The sequence below is a fragment of the Janthinobacterium sp. 67 genome, from assembly GCF_002797895.1.
Lineage (GTDB): Bacteria > Pseudomonadota > Gammaproteobacteria > Burkholderiales > Burkholderiaceae_D > Janthinobacterium.
This window is the reverse complement of sequence record NZ_PGES01000001.1, coordinates 235,081-250,732: the sequence shown is the minus strand read 5'-3', so window position 1 is coordinate 250,732 and position 15,652 is coordinate 235,081. Positions and strand designations below refer to the sequence as shown.

Below are 15,652 nucleotides of genomic sequence, written 5' to 3'. Positions count from 1 at the left end.
GGGGTAATTTAAACATAATGCCTGCGGCTGAACGCCCGCGCAAAGTCCAGCAAGTCCTCGTAGCGCTCGACGGCGTGGATGTCCCAGCCCTGCTCGCGGCGCGCGCGCTTCAAGTCGTCATAGGTTTTCTGCAGCCATTTGTGGCTGGCCGCGCCCTCCCAGTCGCGCTCCAGGTTCAGGGCCATGGTGCCGCCCGCGCCGCCCTGGGCCAGCGCTTTCGCCGAGATATCCCAGCCGCTGTTGCCCAGCTCATCCTTGTCGAACATGGTAGTGATGCCGTCGTCGGAAATCATCAAAATGTGCGCGGGCCGCTCGCGCTTTGCCGCATAGGTCTGGCGCAGGCGGTGGATGGGGAAGCAGGTGCCGCCGCCGAAAAATTCCGTCAGCACGCCCAGGATCATGTCTTCATCGCGCACGAAACCCGGCGTTTGCATCACTTCGTTCTTGCCGCTCCACAGGGTCACCTGTACTTTCGCGCCGGCGCGCAAGGCCGATAGCGCGATGACGGCGCCAGCCAGGGTCAAAAACGAGGTGTGCGCCTGCGGGTTCGGCATGGAGCCGGAACTGTCCACGTACATGTCGAGGTCGACGGGCACGGCATCGATGGCGCGCGCCGGTTCGCGGCCATACACGCGGCGCACGGTGGTCACGCCCGGCACGGGGCGCGGCGACTGCATCACCGATTGCAGCCAGTCGATGTCTTCCAGCGGGTCGCCGATTTCCCACGGTTCCAGCCCTTCCATCTGCGGCTCCTGCGACTCGGGCGCGGGGCGGCTGGGGAAGGCCACCAGGTGCGGCAAGGCCCGTTCGCGGTAATAGCGGATGGCGATTTCATGGTCGCTCAGGTCCACGCCCGACGCCTTTAGAATGTCGCCCAGTTCGAACGGTTCGCGCAGCTGGCCGCCGCCCTGCCTGGCCGCCGGCTCTGCAGGCGCTTCGTCCCCGTCGAGGCCCGAGATGCGTTTGTCGTGCACGGGATGGATGGCGCCGTCCTCCTCGTCATCCTCGATCTGCTGCGCGCCATACGTCTGGCAGCCGCGCGCCGCGTCGCGCGTATCGAGCAGATAGCGGCTGGGGCTCAGAGCGTCCGTGTCTTCCACCAGGTAAGGCAGCAGCAAGGTGGCGAAGCGGCCCGCCGCCAGCATCCAGTCGTTCGCGTAGACGCGTATCAGGCGCGCGCCGAGCCAGGCGTCCGTGTCCAGCCGCTCGTCAGCGTGGCCGCCACCGAGCTCTCCCTTTTCCAGCTGCCACAGGTTTTCATAGATGCGCATGTACAGGGTCCATACGCCGCCGTTGGCCTTGGCTTCCACAGAGCGTCCCTGCTCCAGCTTGCGGTAGATATCGGCCATGCGCAGGTTCGCCTGGCGCTGCAGGCGGTCGTTGATGAACAGGTCCGTGTACAGATTGGCCACCATGGGCGCGTGCTGTTCCAGGGTCGGCAAGGCGCGGCGCATGCGCGCCAGCAGGCGGAACTGGTCACTGGCGCTGCCCGGCGCGAGGATGTGGTGGCCGATTTCATGGGCGAGCACTTCCAGCGCATAGTCGTCCAGGCCCAGCTCCGTCACCAGCGGCAAGTCCACCACGACGCTCTGGTCCAGCAGCCGTATCATGGCGAAACTGCCGGACAAGCCTTGCTTGCTGGCCTCGACGCGACTGGCGCACAGGCTCGGATCGCGCAAGCGCGTGAATTTGCTCCACACGGCCAGGGCTTCGGGCCAGGCGGCGCGCCAGGCGTCGATCAGCGCGGTGTCGGCGGTCGTCTTCATGCGAGCGGCAGCAGGCGGATCGCGTGCGTCCACGGCGACGTAATGGCCAAGGTATGCGCATTCGCGGCGATGGCGATGTCGCCGGCCGGCAGGTCGAGCGCGATGCTGCGCGCGCCGACGTGCACGGTGGCCCCGTCGAGGCGCACGGACGATGGCATGCCGGTAGTGGCCTGCTCATACTCCTGCGCCGTGGCGCTGTGCAGCACGGCGCCATAGGCGTCGGCCACCAGCAGGTAATGGCGCTCGGCGCTGCGCACGATAAAACCGTCGTTTGTTGCGCGCACTTGCGGCGGCGTGCCGAAATCGCCACCGAGGCCGCTGAAGCTGCCGAACTCCCTGCCCTCGGCATTGCCGCGCCACGGATAGTCCAGCAGCTGTGCATGCACCTGCGGCCATTGCGCACCCGGCTCGTCAAACGCGGCCAGCGCCAGCGCCGGTGGCAAGGTGTCGGCGGCAGCCAGCGCGCCCTGGCGGAAATGCGCGACGCCGGCGCGCCAGGCCAGCACCTGGCCCACGGCGCGCAGCTGCGCGACGCTGCCCACTTGCGGCGCCACGGCAGCCATCCCGGCTTGCCACTGCGCGGGCCGCGCGCCCGCCACGGAGGCGATGTGGATGGCGGCGTTGCTGAGCATGCCCAATACATCCACGGGCGCCGTCGCCAGCAGCGGCGCAAACAGCGGCGCCAGTTCGCGCCACACGGTATTCAAGAACGGATTTTTCGCGGCAGGACCGGCCAGGCCGTGACCCACCAGTTCCAGGGCCATGTCGTAGGCGGCCAGGGTGACGCCGCCCACGCGCTCGGGCGCGGCGGCGGCCACGGCCAGCACCAGCGGATCGACGCCGTCGTGCAGGAAGGCGCCGAAGGCGGCCATGTCGAGCGCGGGAAAGCGCCGGCGCGCTTCCGCCGCACGGCCGTTGAACTGGGCGCGGCCGCTGGCAAGTACCGAGGCAAAAGCAGGAGAAATCATCGCGGCCCGTCAGTCGCTGTGCGAAAAGTGCAACAGATAGCGTTCGCCATCGCGCTCGAACGCGATCTCGTCCCAGTGGATCGCGTACCACATTGGCGGCGTCATCGTCACGGCGTGCGGGGAAAATCCACCGAACGCGTCATCGAGCGACTCGAGGAAGGCGGCCACCAGCTGCGCGCGGAAACGCCCCAATGGCGCCGCCTGCATGTGCCGCGACGAGAAAAACCAGCGCTGGCATACCTGCTCCAGCTGCGTTCTCCCGCACGGCGCCACCTTGATGTGCCACAGGTCGGCCGGCAAGTCGCGCGCGGGGGCGATGACGTGCAAGGCATGGTCTTCCACGCGCAAGCCCAGCGCCGTGGCGAGATCGGGCGCATCGGGCAGGCGCTGCAATTCGTAGCTGGCGCACAGGTCGCCCGCTTCGCCATTGAGCAGGGCCAGCGCTTCCAGGAAGCCTTGGCAATGCAGGACGCTCATTGCGAACGCAGCCAGCTGCGGTAGTTGGTATAGCGCTGGTGCAGGTACTTGAGCTTCAACAGGTCGTCGTACAGGGGGCCGTACAGTTTTCTCCCCTTCGTGCGTTCGGCGATCAGCTTTTCGATGCGGTTCAGACGCGCCAGCGTTTCGCGTTCGCTGACGCCGTCGAGGCCCAGGTCGAATTCGGCCGACAGTACGCCCACGGGATCGTCGCGGTCCAGGTCCAGGCGGTTGAATTCATCGTTGGACAGATCGAACAAACGGCGCAGCCAGCCCAGCCTGTCGCTGCGGTAGGCGGCGTTTTCCGGCAGCGCGAAGAATGGTGCGTCCGGGTCCGGCTGCAGTTTGTTATGCAGGACGAACGGCAGCACCTGGCGCAAGTCTTCCAGCGCCACCTCGCCATTGCCGCGGAAGTAAGCCATGGCCTTGGCGTAGATCATGAGCGCCATCAGGGTGCGCACGGAGATGCCGTTCAAGGTCTGGCAGCCCAGGTCTTTCAAACGGTCGCGCCCATTGTCGGCCGCCTGCGCCTGCCCCCGGTCAGCGCCGGCCAGGCGGGCCGTATCCTTGGTCATGTATTCGAACTGGCCGCCCGCCGTCTCGAACAGCTCGAACTGGCTGGCAAAGAACTCCAGGCGGCGCCGCACGGCGTCGGGGATGCCCACCTGGCGGATCGCCTCGCCGATCTGGTCCACCTCGCTTTCCGTGAAGATGATATCGGGCGGCACCAGCTCTTCGGGGCGCACGTTTTCTTCCACGCGCAGCAGCAGTTCGTTCAGGAAGCGCGGGTTGAAGGCCAGCGCCTGCACCGTCACGTCGACCCGGTCGCGCAGCGCCTCGATCACCTGGTAGGTGCCGCCTCCCTGGTCGTCGTTGGCCGTCAGATACCAGGCCGCTTCCGGGCATTCGTAAATGTGGTTCAGCACTTCCGCGTAATTGTCGCCCATGACGGTGAGCAGCGCGCTTTGCGTGCGCGTGGGGATGCGGTTGTATTCATCGACGATTTTTACGCGCATGCCCAGCCAGGCGCGCCAGGCGATGCGGATATCGTCCATGCTTTGCGCGTTGACCAAATCGGCCGGCAGCGGATTGCCGAGCAAATCGGCCACCGTCATCTGCGGGTGACCATGCTGCATGGCGCGTTTGACTTCCTTGACGGTGGAGCCGGCCAGCACGCCCATCAGCAAGGCGCTGGCCGTCTTGCCCCGTCCCGGCCCGCCGACGAACAGGCATTTGCGGCGCGTGGCGAACGTCAGCAGCGGCAGCAGGATGAAGCTCGAATAGCTTTGCGCCGACGGCAGATTCAGGGTGCGGCGGCTGTCGCCCACGGAATACGTCTGCGACGGGCCGTCGTTGTACTCGATATCGTAATGGGGGCTGATGATGGCGTGATTGACGATCCAGAAATACGCCTGGCGCAGCTTTTCATCGAAGGGCCGCGCCTGCGTCTCGCCTTCCGCTCCCAGCGCGATGGGGCCCTGATACAGATCCGCCACGTCGAACTGCCGCGCGACGGGCGCCGCCTTGGGCTTGGTGGGGGCCTGGGACAGGCGCTGGAACAGATTAAAAGACGGCATGGCAATATTCTTCCGTTAAGGAAATGAAATTATTGCACAAGCCGCCTGCAAGTACCGGTTCGGATGAAAGCGGATCAGCCGGCCATCGGCGTAGCCAGAAACACCGGCTGCCGCTCGGCCAGCGCCGTCAGCGCGGCCACGGCCGGATAGTCGCCGGCCGCCATCACGTCGGGCACCATCTGCCGAGCGAAACTCCAGGCCACCGCAATGGTGATGCCGGCAATACTCAGGCAGTCCGGCGCCTCTTCGCGCAGTGACGCTTCCAGCTGCCGCCAGGCCCCATGCAACTGCAGCTGGACGCGGTCCAGCCAGGGCTGATGCTGCTTTTCCTGCGGGCGCAAGCGCCGCTCATAGACGATTTGCACGGCTTTGTCGCAAGCAGCCAAAGCATAGCTGGTCTGGCACAGCGCGCGCAGGCGTGCAGGCTCCGGATCAGGCTCCGGCCTGATCCGGGGAGCATGCGCGGCCAGTTCTTCCAGATATGCGAGGATCAGGGTCGAGTCCATCAGCACCTGGCCGTCGCCGGTGACCAGGGTTGGCACTTTGACGGCAGGATTGATGGCTTGTACCTGGTCGAAATCGGAAAACACCGACAAGGGCCGGTGTTCATGGTCCAGACCCAGCACTTTCATGCCAATGGCAACGCGCCTGACGTAAGGCGAATCGAGCATTCCGATCAATATCATGGTCCCCTCCTCTCCAGTTGATGAATAAACGCGATCACTTGTGCCGCGACGGCCGCTGGCGCATCTTCCATCAGGAAGTGCCCGGCCTCGTCAAACAGGTGCAAGGTGGCGCCTGGAATATCGCGCTGCAGGCGATGGCCATAAGCCACCGGCTGCCACTCGTCCTGCCGGCCCCATAATACCTGTACCGGCAAGGTCAACTGCGGCAGTTTTTCGGCAAAGTCCATCGTATGGCGGGCGTTATAGTGCGCCACCTGGTGCTGGTAGAACGAGGGCTGCCCCACCACGCCGCACAGCGGCTCCAGGTAACACCGCAAAAGCTCGCCCTGCATCCTATCCTTGTGAAAAACGGCCATGCCCAGCTGGCGCGCCATCGTGGCGCGATGCTCGCTGGCCGGCGTCAAAGCATACCGGGCGAAATCATCGCGCAGATGCTTCCAGGTAGGCGATGGCCAGGAATCGTAGCTGGGCGCGTCGGCGATGCTCAAGCTGCGCAGGCGCGCCGCGTGGTCGAACGCCAGCCGCAGCGCAATGGCGCCGCCGATATCGTGGCCGAACAAGTGGGTGGCCGGCAGTTGCCAGTGCTCGAGCAAGGCCGCCAGCAAGGTCACCTGCGCCGCTACCGAGGTATCGGCCTCGACGGGTCGCTCGGATCGCCCAAAGCCCAGCAAGTCATACAGGTGCACGTGGAAGCCGGCATCGACGAACAGCGGCACCAGTTCGCGCCAGATAATGCTGTGCGCCGGCGTGCCATGCACCAGCACCAGCGGCGTACCTGCGCCATGGATGCCGGTGGCGATACGCTGGCCGTGGATCAGGGCGTGGCCATTCAACAGCGGTTCTTGACTCGTCATCAGATGTCCTTTTGTTTGCAGAACCTGCAGGCTAAGGCTAGACTCAACATGACGCCAGTGACATTCTTTTAATCTTCAATCCAATTCTTGTCATAACCCATGAATGTACGCCTATCCATCGACGCCCTGCGTGTGTTCAGGGCAGTGGTACAAACCGGCAGCATGAGCCAGGCCGCCAGTCTGCTCCATCTGAGCCAGTCGGCCGTCAGCTGGAAAATCAAGCGGCTGGAGCAGCAGCTCGATTGCCAGCTGCTGGCGCGCAGCGGCGGGCTGTTTGGCACGACCGACCAGGGAGCCGTGCTGCTGCGGCATGGGTTCAACATACTCGACGCCCACGATGACGCCGTCGCCCATTTTTCGCCATCGGCGATGCAAGGCCGGCTGCGCATCGGCGTGACGGAGCAGATTTCATTGGCCGACGTGTGCGCGGTGCTGTCGCAGTTCTCGCATCACCACCCCAAGGTGGACGTGCAGCTGGTGGTGGAGCAAAGCCAGGTATTGCGCGAACGCTTTGCCGACGGCGTGCTCGATGTGATTTTGCACCAGGATTTTGCCGGCAAGGCGGCACCGGGCGACACGCTGTTATGGACAGAATCGCTGCATTGGTGCGCTGCCACGGCAGAGCAGGCTTTGCCGGGAGAGACCGTCAAGCTGATCACCTACGGGCCGCACTGCTTTTACCGCCGGCTGGCCGAGGAAAAGCTGGGCCAGGCCGGCATGGCCTGGAGCGCGGGCCTGGAATGTCCATCGGTGGCGGGCATGCTGACCGCCGTTGCCGCCGGCCTGGGCATGGCGGTGGTCAATGCACGCAACTTGGGCCAGGGCGTGCACCGGCACGCGGCACTGGAACGGCTGGCACCGCTGCCCCGCGTCGACAGCCTGCTGCGGGCCAATGACAACCTGCCCGACCCCGTGCGCGACGGTTTTTGCCAGCTGCTGCTGGCGGCATTGCGGAAAGCGTGATGGCTCCCGTCGCTAACGATACGGGCAGTTGGGGCTCCAGCTCTTTCCCTGGTTTCATGCTCATCCTTGCTGGATGACGGACGCTGGCGCCTCGGCGCGCCAGCGCCACCAGCCCAGCGCCACGCAAGCCAGCAGCAGGGCCAGCAAGCCCGCCACTTCATGGCGGATTTCATACAGCGAGGCGCCCATCTGGTTGAGAGCGACAAAGCCCTGGATGCCGGCCGTCGATGGCAGCAGCCAGCGCAGCCATTGCAGCACGACGGGCATGGACGACACGGGCCAGGTCAGGCCAGCCAGGAACAGCACGGGCATCGAGGTGGCGATCATCAGTTGCGTGCCCCGTTCGCGCGTGCGGAACAGCATGCCCAGCAACATGCCGAAGGCCGCTTCCGCCAAGGAAAACAGCACCAGCAGCAAGAGCATGCCGCCGAAGTTGCCGCCACGCGGGTAGCCCTGGAACCAGAAGACGAAGCCGAAGAAATAGCAGCAGTTGAGGAAAGCCACGCAGGCAAACGCCAGCAGCATGCCAAGATAGCCGCCCGCCGTGCGCTGGCCCGCCAGCGGGAAGTTTTTACGCTGGTACCAGGTGCCGAACAGCATGGTCATGCCGATCAGCAAAGTCTGCTGCACGATCAAGGTGGCCACGCCAGGCACGACATACGCGCCATAACCTTCCTTGACGTTAAACAGGGGCACGGCGTCGAAAGCGATGGGCGAGCGCTGCTCGTTGGCCTGGATGCCCGATGGCGTGCCCGCCCCCAGACGTTTCAATTCGATACCGGCCGACACCGTGCCCACCACTTCGGCCAGGCCATTCAACGCCACCTTGTTGAGCATCAGGTACAAGCCATTGCCGGCCACTTGCGCGTGGGCGGCGCGGCCGGCCAACACGTCCGTCTGCAAGCCGTCGGGAATGATCAGCACGCCCATGACCTCGTCGCGCCACAATAAATCTTGTGCGACTGGCAGGTCCGGCGTGACGGCGATCACTTGCAGCGACGGGTGGGCCATGGCAAAGCGCGTCAGCTGGCGCGACATGGCGCTGCGGTCCTGGTCGACGACGGCCACGGGCACGCGCTGGACGATTTCCGTCGAGTACGGCAAGGGGTAAAAGAAGGAATAGATGATGCCGCCGATGAACAGCAAGGTCAACGCGCCCTTGTCCGTCAGCATGGCGCGCCAGGTGGCGAGAAAGGCCGGCCACATCATGCGCGCCCCCAGGCGGCAGGCGCATTCGCGCGGCGCGCCAGCAGGAACACGCCCACGGCGCCGCAGCCGATGGCGATACCGGCCAGTATCAGCATTTCCTGCACGCCATAGCGCCACGGCGCGCCGGCCAGCCAGTACTTCGTTTGCAGCTGCAGATAATGCGTGAGCGGCAAGGCTTGCGCCCAGGCGCGGGCCGGCGCCGGCATGGCCATCAAGGGAAAAGCCTGGCCTGCAAACGCGAAGGCCGGCGCCGTGATGAAGGCCGCGCCCGACAGGGCCAGACGCAGGGACAAGGTGGCGCCGATCAGCAAGGTGGCCAGGCCGCAGTAGGCCAGCACCAGCAGCAGCATGCTCAGTAGTAACGCCGGCAAGCTGCCCGCCACGGCCCAGTTCCGCGCCAGGCTGAAGAACAGCAAGTACAGCAGCGCCAGCGCGCAGTAGGCGATGAGGGGAAACAGCAGCTTGGCGCCGATGGCGCGCAGCCAGCTGCCACGGGCCGTAGCCAGCCATTGCGGCACCGTGCCGTCGCGCAACTCGCGGCCTATGCTCGTGACGACGGCGACGACGATGAAAATCTGCAGCATGGCCGGCATCAGTGCCAGGGTCAGGAACGCTTCATAGCTGATGTTCTCGTTGTATAAACTGTTCAAGGTCGTGCGTATCGGTTCGAACTGGGCGGCAGCCTGCACGCCCGACACGCCTTTTTTTGCGCGCGCCGTCATCTCGATGCCGGCCGACAAGGTCGTGCTGACCGTGCGCACGTCGCGCAGCAAGGCGCCCGCGTGCGAGGAAAATTGCGCGTTGTACAGCCATTGCACGGTGGCTTGGCGGCCACCCAGCAGTTTCTGTTCGAAATCGTCGGGGATCAGCAGATAGCCGAACGCCGTGCGTTCGCGCAGCCGGTGCAGCGCTTCGTCGCTGGACGCCACTTTCGCCGCCACCTGGACACCGGGCGAAGCGTCGAGCCAGCGCGTGAGCTGGCGCGACAAGGTGGAGTTATCGTTGTCGATGACGACGATGGGCAAGTCGCGCGCGATGCCGGCGGAAAACACCAGCCACAGCATGCCGCACAGCACGACCGGAATCCAGCTGAGCATGCCAAAGTCCCAGAAGTCGCCGCGCAAGCGCCGCCACTCGCGTGCCAGCGCTGAAACCGGCTCTTTATCCGCTTCGTTCATCGAGTATCAGAGCGCTGGAAACACGACCGACATGCCCGGGCGCAGGCCCTCGACCTTGATGGCGGGACGCAGGCGGATTTCAAACGTGCGCAAGTCCGTGCCGCCCGGACGTGCCGCGCGCCACGTGGCAAAGTCCGGCAGCACGGCCACGGAGCTGACCTTGAAGCTCAGCTGCTGTTTCAGCGCCGGCACATTGGCCGTATGCGTGCTGCCCATGGCAAACGCGGCCATTTCATCTTCGCGCACTTGCAGCACGGCCCAGGCGTCGTCGAGGTTCACCAGGGTAATCACGGGGAAACCTTGCGGCGCCAGTTCACCGGGCTGTATCTGGATCTTGCTGACCTGGCCCGCCACAGGCGCGGCGATCTTCGTTTCGGCCAGGGCGATCTGCGCTTCCGTCAGCACGGCGCCCACCTGGCGCGCCTGGGCGGCGGCGGCCGTCTTGTCTTCGGGACGGGCGCCCTTTTGCGCCATGTCGTATTGCGCGCGGGCAGCCTGCGCCAGCTGGTCGGCGGCGCGCCATTGCGCTTGCGCCTCGTCGCGTTTCTGCTGGGCGATCACGCCTTGCTCGTACATATTGTTGACGCGGGTGTACGTCGTCTTGGCGATGGTCGCCCCCGTCTGGGCCCGCTCCCAGTTGGCTTTCGCTGCCGCGACTTCTTCCGGACGCGCACCGGCCTGCGCCTTTTGCGCCACGGCCTCGGCCGCCTGGGTGGCGGCCGTGGCCTGGGCGATCTTCGCATCCACTTCCGGGCTCGTCAGCTGGAACAATATCTGGCCTTTCGGCACGGTCTGGCCCAGCTTGACGTACAGCTCGCCCACCCGGCCCGGCACTTTCGACGAGACATTGACTTCCTGCGCATCCATCTGCCCCTGCAAAGGCAGGCGCTGCGGCTGGAAGGCCTGGTACAAGCCCCAGCCGACGAAGGCAAGCACGATGACGGCGGCGACTATGGCCAATGGTTTTTTGGAGGTACTCATTATTATTTGTCCACAGGTAATTGGATATCGGCCGCGGCGGCCAGGCTGCCCAGGCGTTGCGTCTCGCCCGTCGCTTCCAGCAATTGCGCCAGGCCCATCACATAGTTATAGGCCGTCTGCGCGCGCTGGGTCTCGACCTTGGCCAGGTTCAGGCGCGCATCGACCACTTCCAGCGACGTCACTTGCCCTTGCTGGAAGGCCACTGTTTGCAAGCGGATATTCTCGCGCGCCAGCTCCACCGACGAGGCCGTTGACAGATACTGGATGCGGGCGTTTTCCAGCGCGCGCCAGTTCTTTTCGATCAGGGTGGGAATGTCGCGCTCGGCCTGGCGCGCCACCACTTCCACCCGTTCCTGGTCCAGCTTGGCGGCGGCGATCATCTTGCCCGTATTGATGCGGTGCACGAGCGGCACGGCCACGACCAGGCCGACGGCCCAGTTCGAGCGCACGAGTTTTTCATTGCCGCGATTTAAGTTGTAGTTACCGATGGCAAACACGGTGGGCGCGTATTCCTTGCCATGCAGCTTCAGGGCTTGCTCGGCCTGCACGCGCTTGCTGTCGATCTTTTTCCAGTTCGCATTTTCGCGCATGCCCGTGCTGATGAACGATTGCAAGGTGCCGACCGGCAAGCTGTTGACGAACAGCGGCGTGCTGGGCAGCACCTGCGTATTGACGGCAAGCAGGCGGTCGAGCGCCACCTGGGCGATTTCCTCGTCGCTGCGCGCCTGCGCCTCGTCGCTGCGGGCGCTGTCCAGGGCCACGTCGGCGCGCAGGCGTTCCGCGCGCGAAATCAGGCCGCCCTTTTCCAGCCTGGCCGCGTCGCGCTGGTGCTGCGTCACGCCGGCCGTCACCTCGGCCCGCACGGCCACCACCCGTTTCGCCAGCAGCAACTGGAAGTAGCGCTGCGCCACGAGGGTGGCCAGCTGCTCTTCCGCTTCCGTGCGCTCGGCCTGCGCGGCCAGGGTCAGGCTCGATGCGAGGCCCTTGACGGCGTCCAGGCGCCCGCCCGTGTAAATGGGCCACATGCCCAGCAAGCCGAACGACGTCAAATCCGTCACCACTTCGCGGTTCAGGGAATTGGGGATGTGGGGCGTGGGCAAGCCGGGGATAGGCGGCAGCACGGATTCGATGCCGCCCACCACGCCGGACAAGCCGCTCGTATCGATATTCAAATCCGTCGACAAACGGCCGCGAAACGCCGTCAAGTCCACGGACGGGCCGTCGATATTCGACAAGGCTTCCGCCTTCAATGTTTTTGCGCGCACGTCGAGCGCGGCGCCCTGCACGGCGCCCGAAGCCTTGGCCGCCTGCTGCAGCGCTTCGTTAAAGGTCAGCGGTTCCGCCAGCGCGGGCATGGCCGCGCCCAGCGCGCTGGCCAGCAATAATGATAGGTGTCCTTGCAATCTGCCCATGTAGCGTCCAGTCAATGAATGAGGGGAAAGCACGGGGTTGCCATGTTTATACTTTCACAATAGCAATTATATCCACGGATGTCCATTCCAGCCTGCACTGTTGGTCACTGCGGCCGGCACGTGAAAACGGGCGCCTCTTGCGGGACGCCCGTTACGGTCAAGCCTTTACCAAACTAATTATTTCTTCGCCTTCTTGCTACCCTTCTCTTTTTCCTTTTCAAACACGGCAAAGAACTCGGACGCCATGCTGCGGATGGCGCGGCCGATGTTGGCGTAGTCGTATTCGTTCAGGTTGGCCAGCGACACGCGGCCTGACGGGTGCGTCGTGCCGAAGCCGCGGCCCGGCAGCAGGATGACGCCCGTTTCCTCGGCCAGGCGGAACAGCGCTTCGTTCGGTTTCAGTTTTTTCAGCAGCCACTGCGAAAACTCCACGCCATGCATTTGCGCGGCCAGGGACTCCATGTCCAGCAAGTGGTAGTAGCGTACGGAATTGGCGTCGTGCACCATCGGCAAGCCCAGCTCGCGGTACAGCGCTTCCTTGCGGCGCAGCACGATGCGCTTCATCGACTGCTTGTACTTTTGCTCTTCATCCATCAGCGAGAACAGAGAGAACAAGGTCATCTGCGCCTGCACGGGCGTAGACAGGCCGGCCGTGTGGTTCAGGGCCACCGTGCGGCTGTCGGCCACCAGACGGTCGATGAATTTCAGCTCGCGCGGCTCCGTCGTGATCGAGTGATAACGGGCATCGAGCTGCTTCTTGATGGTTTCCGGCAACTTGGAAATTTTATCGTCGAGCACATTGTTTTCATGCGTGGCCACCACGCCCATGCGCCAGCCCGTCGCGCCGAAGTATTTCGAGAACGAATACACGAGGATGGTGTTGAACGGGCAGATGGCGAACAGCGAGACGAAATTGTCGGCAAACGTGCCGTACACGTCATCGGTCAGAATGATCAGGTCCGGGCGCTTCTTGATGATCTTGGCGATGTATTCCAGGGTCTCGTCATCGATCTTGACGGAGGGCGGATTGCTGGGGTTGACGAGGAAGAAGGCTTTTACTTTGGGATCGAGCAGCTTGTCCAGCTCCTTCTTCGTGAATTGCCAGTTGTTCGATTGCGGCGCATCGATGTGCACGGTGTTCAGCTTGTAATCGTTCAGCTGGGGAATTTCGATGTACGGCGTAAAGATCGGCATGCCCAGGGCGATCGTGTCGCCTTCCTGGATGATGTGGTTCGATTTCAGGCTGGCAAACAGATACGTCATGGCGGCCGTGCCGCCTTCGACGGCGTACATGTCGAAGTTGCCGACGAAGGGATGGTCGCCCACCATTTCGCGGTGGATATACTGGCCGACGATTTTCTCGGACAGGCGCAGCATGCGGTCCGGCACGGGATAGTTGCAGCCGAGGATGGCTTCGCACATTTCATAGATAAAATCGCCCGCGCTCAAGCCCAGCTGGTCGCGCACGTAGGACACGGCCGCCTCGATGAAATGCACGCCCGGGTTGCCTTCGTGCTTGCGCACGAAGATTTCAAAGCGGGCCTCGATGCCGTCGCGCGTGGGGAAACCGCCCACGTCTTCCATGTACACATAGGAACGTTCCGCTTCCGTCATGGCGAACTGGCCGAACTGGAAGAAACCGTGGCGCGGTGTGGTGGCCAGGAAATTCGGGTTGCCGCGGCCCGCATTGAGCATCAAACGGTTGCTTTGCTTGGCCGTCTGGATCAGCGCATCCTTCAATTCAAAGGGGCTCAACAGGGCGAGTTTGCTTGGGTTACTGAAATCCATTTTTGCTACTCCTTATAGACAGACAATGTGCACGGTTCTTGCAAGGGTTCCTGCAAATACTTGCAGACTCAGACGAAGGCCACGATCAGCGGCCCCAGCAAAGTCAGGAAAACGTTGGCCAAGGCATACGTGATGGCAAACGGTACGGTGGGAATCGAGTTTTGCGCCGCGTTCAGCACTTCACCGAACGCGGGATTGGCGCTGCGCGAGCCGGACAAGGCGCCCGCGAACACGGCCACGTTGTCATAACGCAAGATGTAGCGGCCGATCAGCATGGTCAAAATCATCGGCAGGATGGTGACCACCACGCCGACGCCGAACAGGGTCAGGCCATGTTCGCGCACGGTTTGCACGGCTTGCAGGCCGGACGTGAGGCCGACGACGGCCACGAAGCCGGCCAGGCCCAAGTCTTTCAAGATTTGCACGGCGCCGCTGGGCATGTAGCCGAACGTCTGGCGCTTGGCGCGGAACCAGCCGAATACCAGGCCCGACAGCAGCACGCCGCCGCCACTGCCCAAGGTCAGCGGAATCGAGCCGATACGCGCCACCAGCAAGCCCACGAGCAGGCCGACGACGAGGCCGGCGCCCATGTAGACGAAGTCCGTCTTGGCGCTCGGCACGATCATGTAGCCCACTTCGGCCGCCACGCGCTTGACGTCCTGCTCGGCGCCATAGATGGTCACCACGTCGCCCGTCTGCACGACGGTTTCCGATTGCATGGGCAAGATTTTCCCCATGCGGCTCAGCTGCACGACAAAGATGCCATGACGCACGCCCGGCGCCGTGGCGCTGCGGATTTCGCCCACCGTCTTGTTGTGGTAAGCCTTGTTCGTCAGCACCATGTCGCGGCGCTGCATCACCAGTTCCATGCCTTCGACGGCATGCAATTCCTTGCCCAGCTGGGAAGAGACGCTGAGCATGGCTTCGCGCCGGCCCACGAGCAGCACGATGTCGTCGGCCGCCAGCACCAGGTCCGGGCTGACGTCGATGATCTGGCCATTGCGTTTCACGCGCTCGATGGTAATGGCCGTGTTCGGATGGGCACTTTCGATCTCCTGCACGGAGCGCCCGGCACCGGGGCCCACGTCGTAGATGCGGCCGATCAGGTCGGGCGCGGCCGGCGTCTGGCCCGGTCCCAGCACTTGCACGCCCGCCTGCAGCGCCGTTTCCGCCTTGATCGCATCTTCGCGGATGGTGCGCCCCATGAGCTTGGGCAAGATGTTGACGCAGACGATGATGGCGCCAAAGGAGCCGAACACATAGGTGACGGCATAACCGACGGCCACGTTGCCCTGCAAGCGCGCCACCTCGTCGGCCGCCAGGCCCAGCTTGGTGATCGCGTCGCCGGCCGTGCCGATGATGGCCGACTGCGTCAAGCCGCCCGCCGCCACGCCGGCCGCCAGGCCTTTGTCCAGGTCGAACATCTTGGCCAGGATGACCACCGTCAGCAGCGCCGTCACGGCCAGCACGACGGCCAGGATGATTTCACGCACGGACTGGCGCCCCAGCGAATTGAAGAACTGCGGTCCGCTTTCATAGCCGACGGCGTAAATGAACAGGGCGAACAGCACCGACTTGACGCCGGGATCGATGGCAACGCCTACCTGGCTGACGAGTACCGCCACCAGCAGTGAACCGGCCACCCCGCCCAGCTGAAACGAGCCGAACTTGATCTTGCCGATGTAGTAGCCCACTGCCAGGGAGAGAAACAAGGCAATTTCGGGCGACTTCTTGAATAACTCATGCAACCATTCCATGCGGACCGCCTTTCATGTTGAAGGAATTCTTTACTG

13 protein-coding genes are annotated in these 15,652 nt (G+C 64.0%); 1 reads left to right on the top strand and 12 read right to left on the bottom strand.

What is annotated here, in order from left to right:
• Positions 1-8: 8 nt before the first annotated feature.
• From CLU90_RS01105 to CLU90_RS01080, 6 genes are all read right to left on the bottom strand, one after another.
• Complete coding sequence (locus CLU90_RS01105; RefSeq protein WP_092712665.1) at positions 9-1,766, bottom strand: hypothetical protein; 1,758 nt, start codon at positions 1,764-1,766, stop codon at positions 9-11.
• On the bottom strand, positions 1,763-2,734 hold the full coding sequence (locus CLU90_RS01100; protein WP_092712663.1) for a hypothetical protein: 972 nt from the start codon (positions 2,732-2,734) through the stop codon (positions 1,763-1,765). The genes CLU90_RS01105 and CLU90_RS01100 overlap by 4 nt, the downstream gene beginning before the upstream one ends.
• 9 nt (positions 2,735-2,743) lie before the next feature.
• Positions 2,744-3,211, bottom strand: coding sequence for a hypothetical protein (locus CLU90_RS01095; RefSeq protein ID WP_100426961.1), 468 nt, complete (start codon positions 3,209-3,211; stop codon positions 2,744-2,746).
• Positions 3,208-4,788 carry an AAA family ATPase gene (locus CLU90_RS01090; protein ID WP_100426960.1) on the bottom strand — a complete coding sequence of 527 codons (1,581 nt, stop codon included), beginning with the start codon at positions 4,786-4,788 and terminating at the stop codon, positions 3,208-3,210. Before CLU90_RS01090 ends, CLU90_RS01095 begins: the two co-directional genes overlap by 4 nt.
• 74 nt (positions 4,789-4,862) lie before the next feature.
• Positions 4,863-5,474, bottom strand: coding sequence for a glutathione S-transferase (locus CLU90_RS01085; RefSeq protein ID WP_092712656.1), 612 nt, complete (start codon positions 5,472-5,474; stop codon positions 4,863-4,865).
• On the bottom strand, positions 5,471-6,328 hold the full coding sequence (locus CLU90_RS01080; protein WP_100426959.1) for an alpha/beta fold hydrolase: 858 nt from the start codon (positions 6,326-6,328) through the stop codon (positions 5,471-5,473). The genes CLU90_RS01085 and CLU90_RS01080 overlap by 4 nt, the downstream gene beginning before the upstream one ends.
• 99 nt (positions 6,329-6,427) lie before the next feature.
• On the opposite strand from CLU90_RS01080, the gene CLU90_RS01075 reads away from it, so the two are divergent.
• Positions 6,428-7,291, top strand: a complete 864-nt coding sequence (locus tag CLU90_RS01075) for a LysR family transcriptional regulator (protein WP_100426958.1) — start codon at positions 6,428-6,430, stop codon at positions 7,289-7,291.
• A 60-nt stretch (positions 7,292-7,351) separates the two neighbouring features.
• Here the strand turns inward: CLU90_RS01075 and CLU90_RS01070 are convergent, their stop codons facing one another.
• From CLU90_RS01070 to aspT, 6 genes are all read right to left on the bottom strand, one after another.
• Entirely contained in the window at positions 7,352-8,500 is a 1,149-nt protein-coding gene (locus CLU90_RS01070) for an ABC transporter permease (RefSeq protein WP_100426957.1), read from the bottom strand.
• Positions 8,497-9,678, bottom strand: a complete 1,182-nt coding sequence (locus CLU90_RS01065) for an ABC transporter permease (RefSeq protein ID WP_100426956.1) — start codon at positions 9,676-9,678, stop codon at positions 8,497-8,499. Before CLU90_RS01065 ends, CLU90_RS01070 begins: the two co-directional genes overlap by 4 nt.
• 6 nt (positions 9,679-9,684) lie before the next feature.
• The gene (locus tag CLU90_RS01060; RefSeq protein WP_092712646.1) at positions 9,685-10,659 is read right to left on the bottom strand and encodes an HlyD family secretion protein; all 975 of its coding nucleotides are present in this window, start codon (positions 10,657-10,659) and stop codon (positions 9,685-9,687) included.
• Positions 10,660-10,661: 2 nt separating this feature from the next.
• The gene (locus CLU90_RS01055; protein WP_232731038.1) at positions 10,662-12,071 is read right to left on the bottom strand and encodes a TolC family protein; all 1,410 of its coding nucleotides are present in this window, start codon (positions 12,069-12,071) and stop codon (positions 10,662-10,664) included.
• A 177-nt stretch (positions 12,072-12,248) separates the two neighbouring features.
• Entirely contained in the window at positions 12,249-13,859 is a 1,611-nt protein-coding gene (locus tag CLU90_RS01050; RefSeq protein WP_092712642.1) for a bifunctional aspartate transaminase/aspartate 4-decarboxylase, read from the bottom strand.
• 68 nt (positions 13,860-13,927) lie between these two features.
• On the bottom strand, positions 13,928-15,616 hold the full coding sequence (aspT, locus tag CLU90_RS01045; protein ID WP_092712640.1) for an aspartate-alanine antiporter: 1,689 nt from the start codon (positions 15,614-15,616) through the stop codon (positions 13,928-13,930).
• Positions 15,617-15,652: the final 36 nt, after the last annotated feature.

Coding starts and splice junctions, on each gene's coding strand:
- CLU90_RS01105 (WP_092712665.1), bottom strand. CDS start 1,766: ATGAAGACGACCGCCGACACCGCGCTGATCGACGCCTGGCGCGCCGCC.
- CLU90_RS01100 (WP_092712663.1), bottom strand. CDS start 2,734: ATGATTTCTCCTGCTTTTGCCTCGGTACTTGCCAGCGGCCGCGCCCAG.
- CLU90_RS01095 (WP_100426961.1), bottom strand. CDS start 3,211: ATGAGCGTCCTGCATTGCCAAGGCTTCCTGGAAGCGCTGGCCCTGCTC.
- CLU90_RS01090 (WP_100426960.1), bottom strand. CDS start 4,788: ATGCCGTCTTTTAATCTGTTCCAGCGCCTGTCCCAGGCCCCCACCAAG.
- CLU90_RS01085 (WP_092712656.1), bottom strand. CDS start 5,474: ATGATATTGATCGGAATGCTCGATTCGCCTTACGTCAGGCGCGTTGCC.
- CLU90_RS01080 (WP_100426959.1), bottom strand. CDS start 6,328: ATGACGAGTCAAGAACCGCTGTTGAATGGCCACGCCCTGATCCACGGC.
- CLU90_RS01075 (WP_100426958.1), top strand. CDS start 6,428: ATGAATGTACGCCTATCCATCGACGCCCTGCGTGTGTTCAGGGCAGTG.
- CLU90_RS01070 (WP_100426957.1), bottom strand. CDS start 8,500: ATGATGTGGCCGGCCTTTCTCGCCACCTGGCGCGCCATGCTGACGGAC.
- CLU90_RS01065 (WP_100426956.1), bottom strand. CDS start 9,678: ATGAACGAAGCGGATAAAGAGCCGGTTTCAGCGCTGGCACGCGAGTGG.
- CLU90_RS01060 (WP_092712646.1), bottom strand. CDS start 10,659: ATGAGTACCTCCAAAAAACCATTGGCCATAGTCGCCGCCGTCATCGTG.
- CLU90_RS01055 (WP_232731038.1), bottom strand. CDS start 12,071: ATGGGCAGATTGCAAGGACACCTATCATTATTGCTGGCCAGCGCGCTG.
- CLU90_RS01050 (WP_092712642.1), bottom strand. CDS start 13,859: ATGGATTTCAGTAACCCAAGCAAACTCGCCCTGTTGAGCCCCTTTGAA.
- aspT (WP_092712640.1), bottom strand. CDS start 15,616: ATGGAATGGTTGCATGAGTTATTCAAGAAGTCGCCCGAAATTGCCTTG.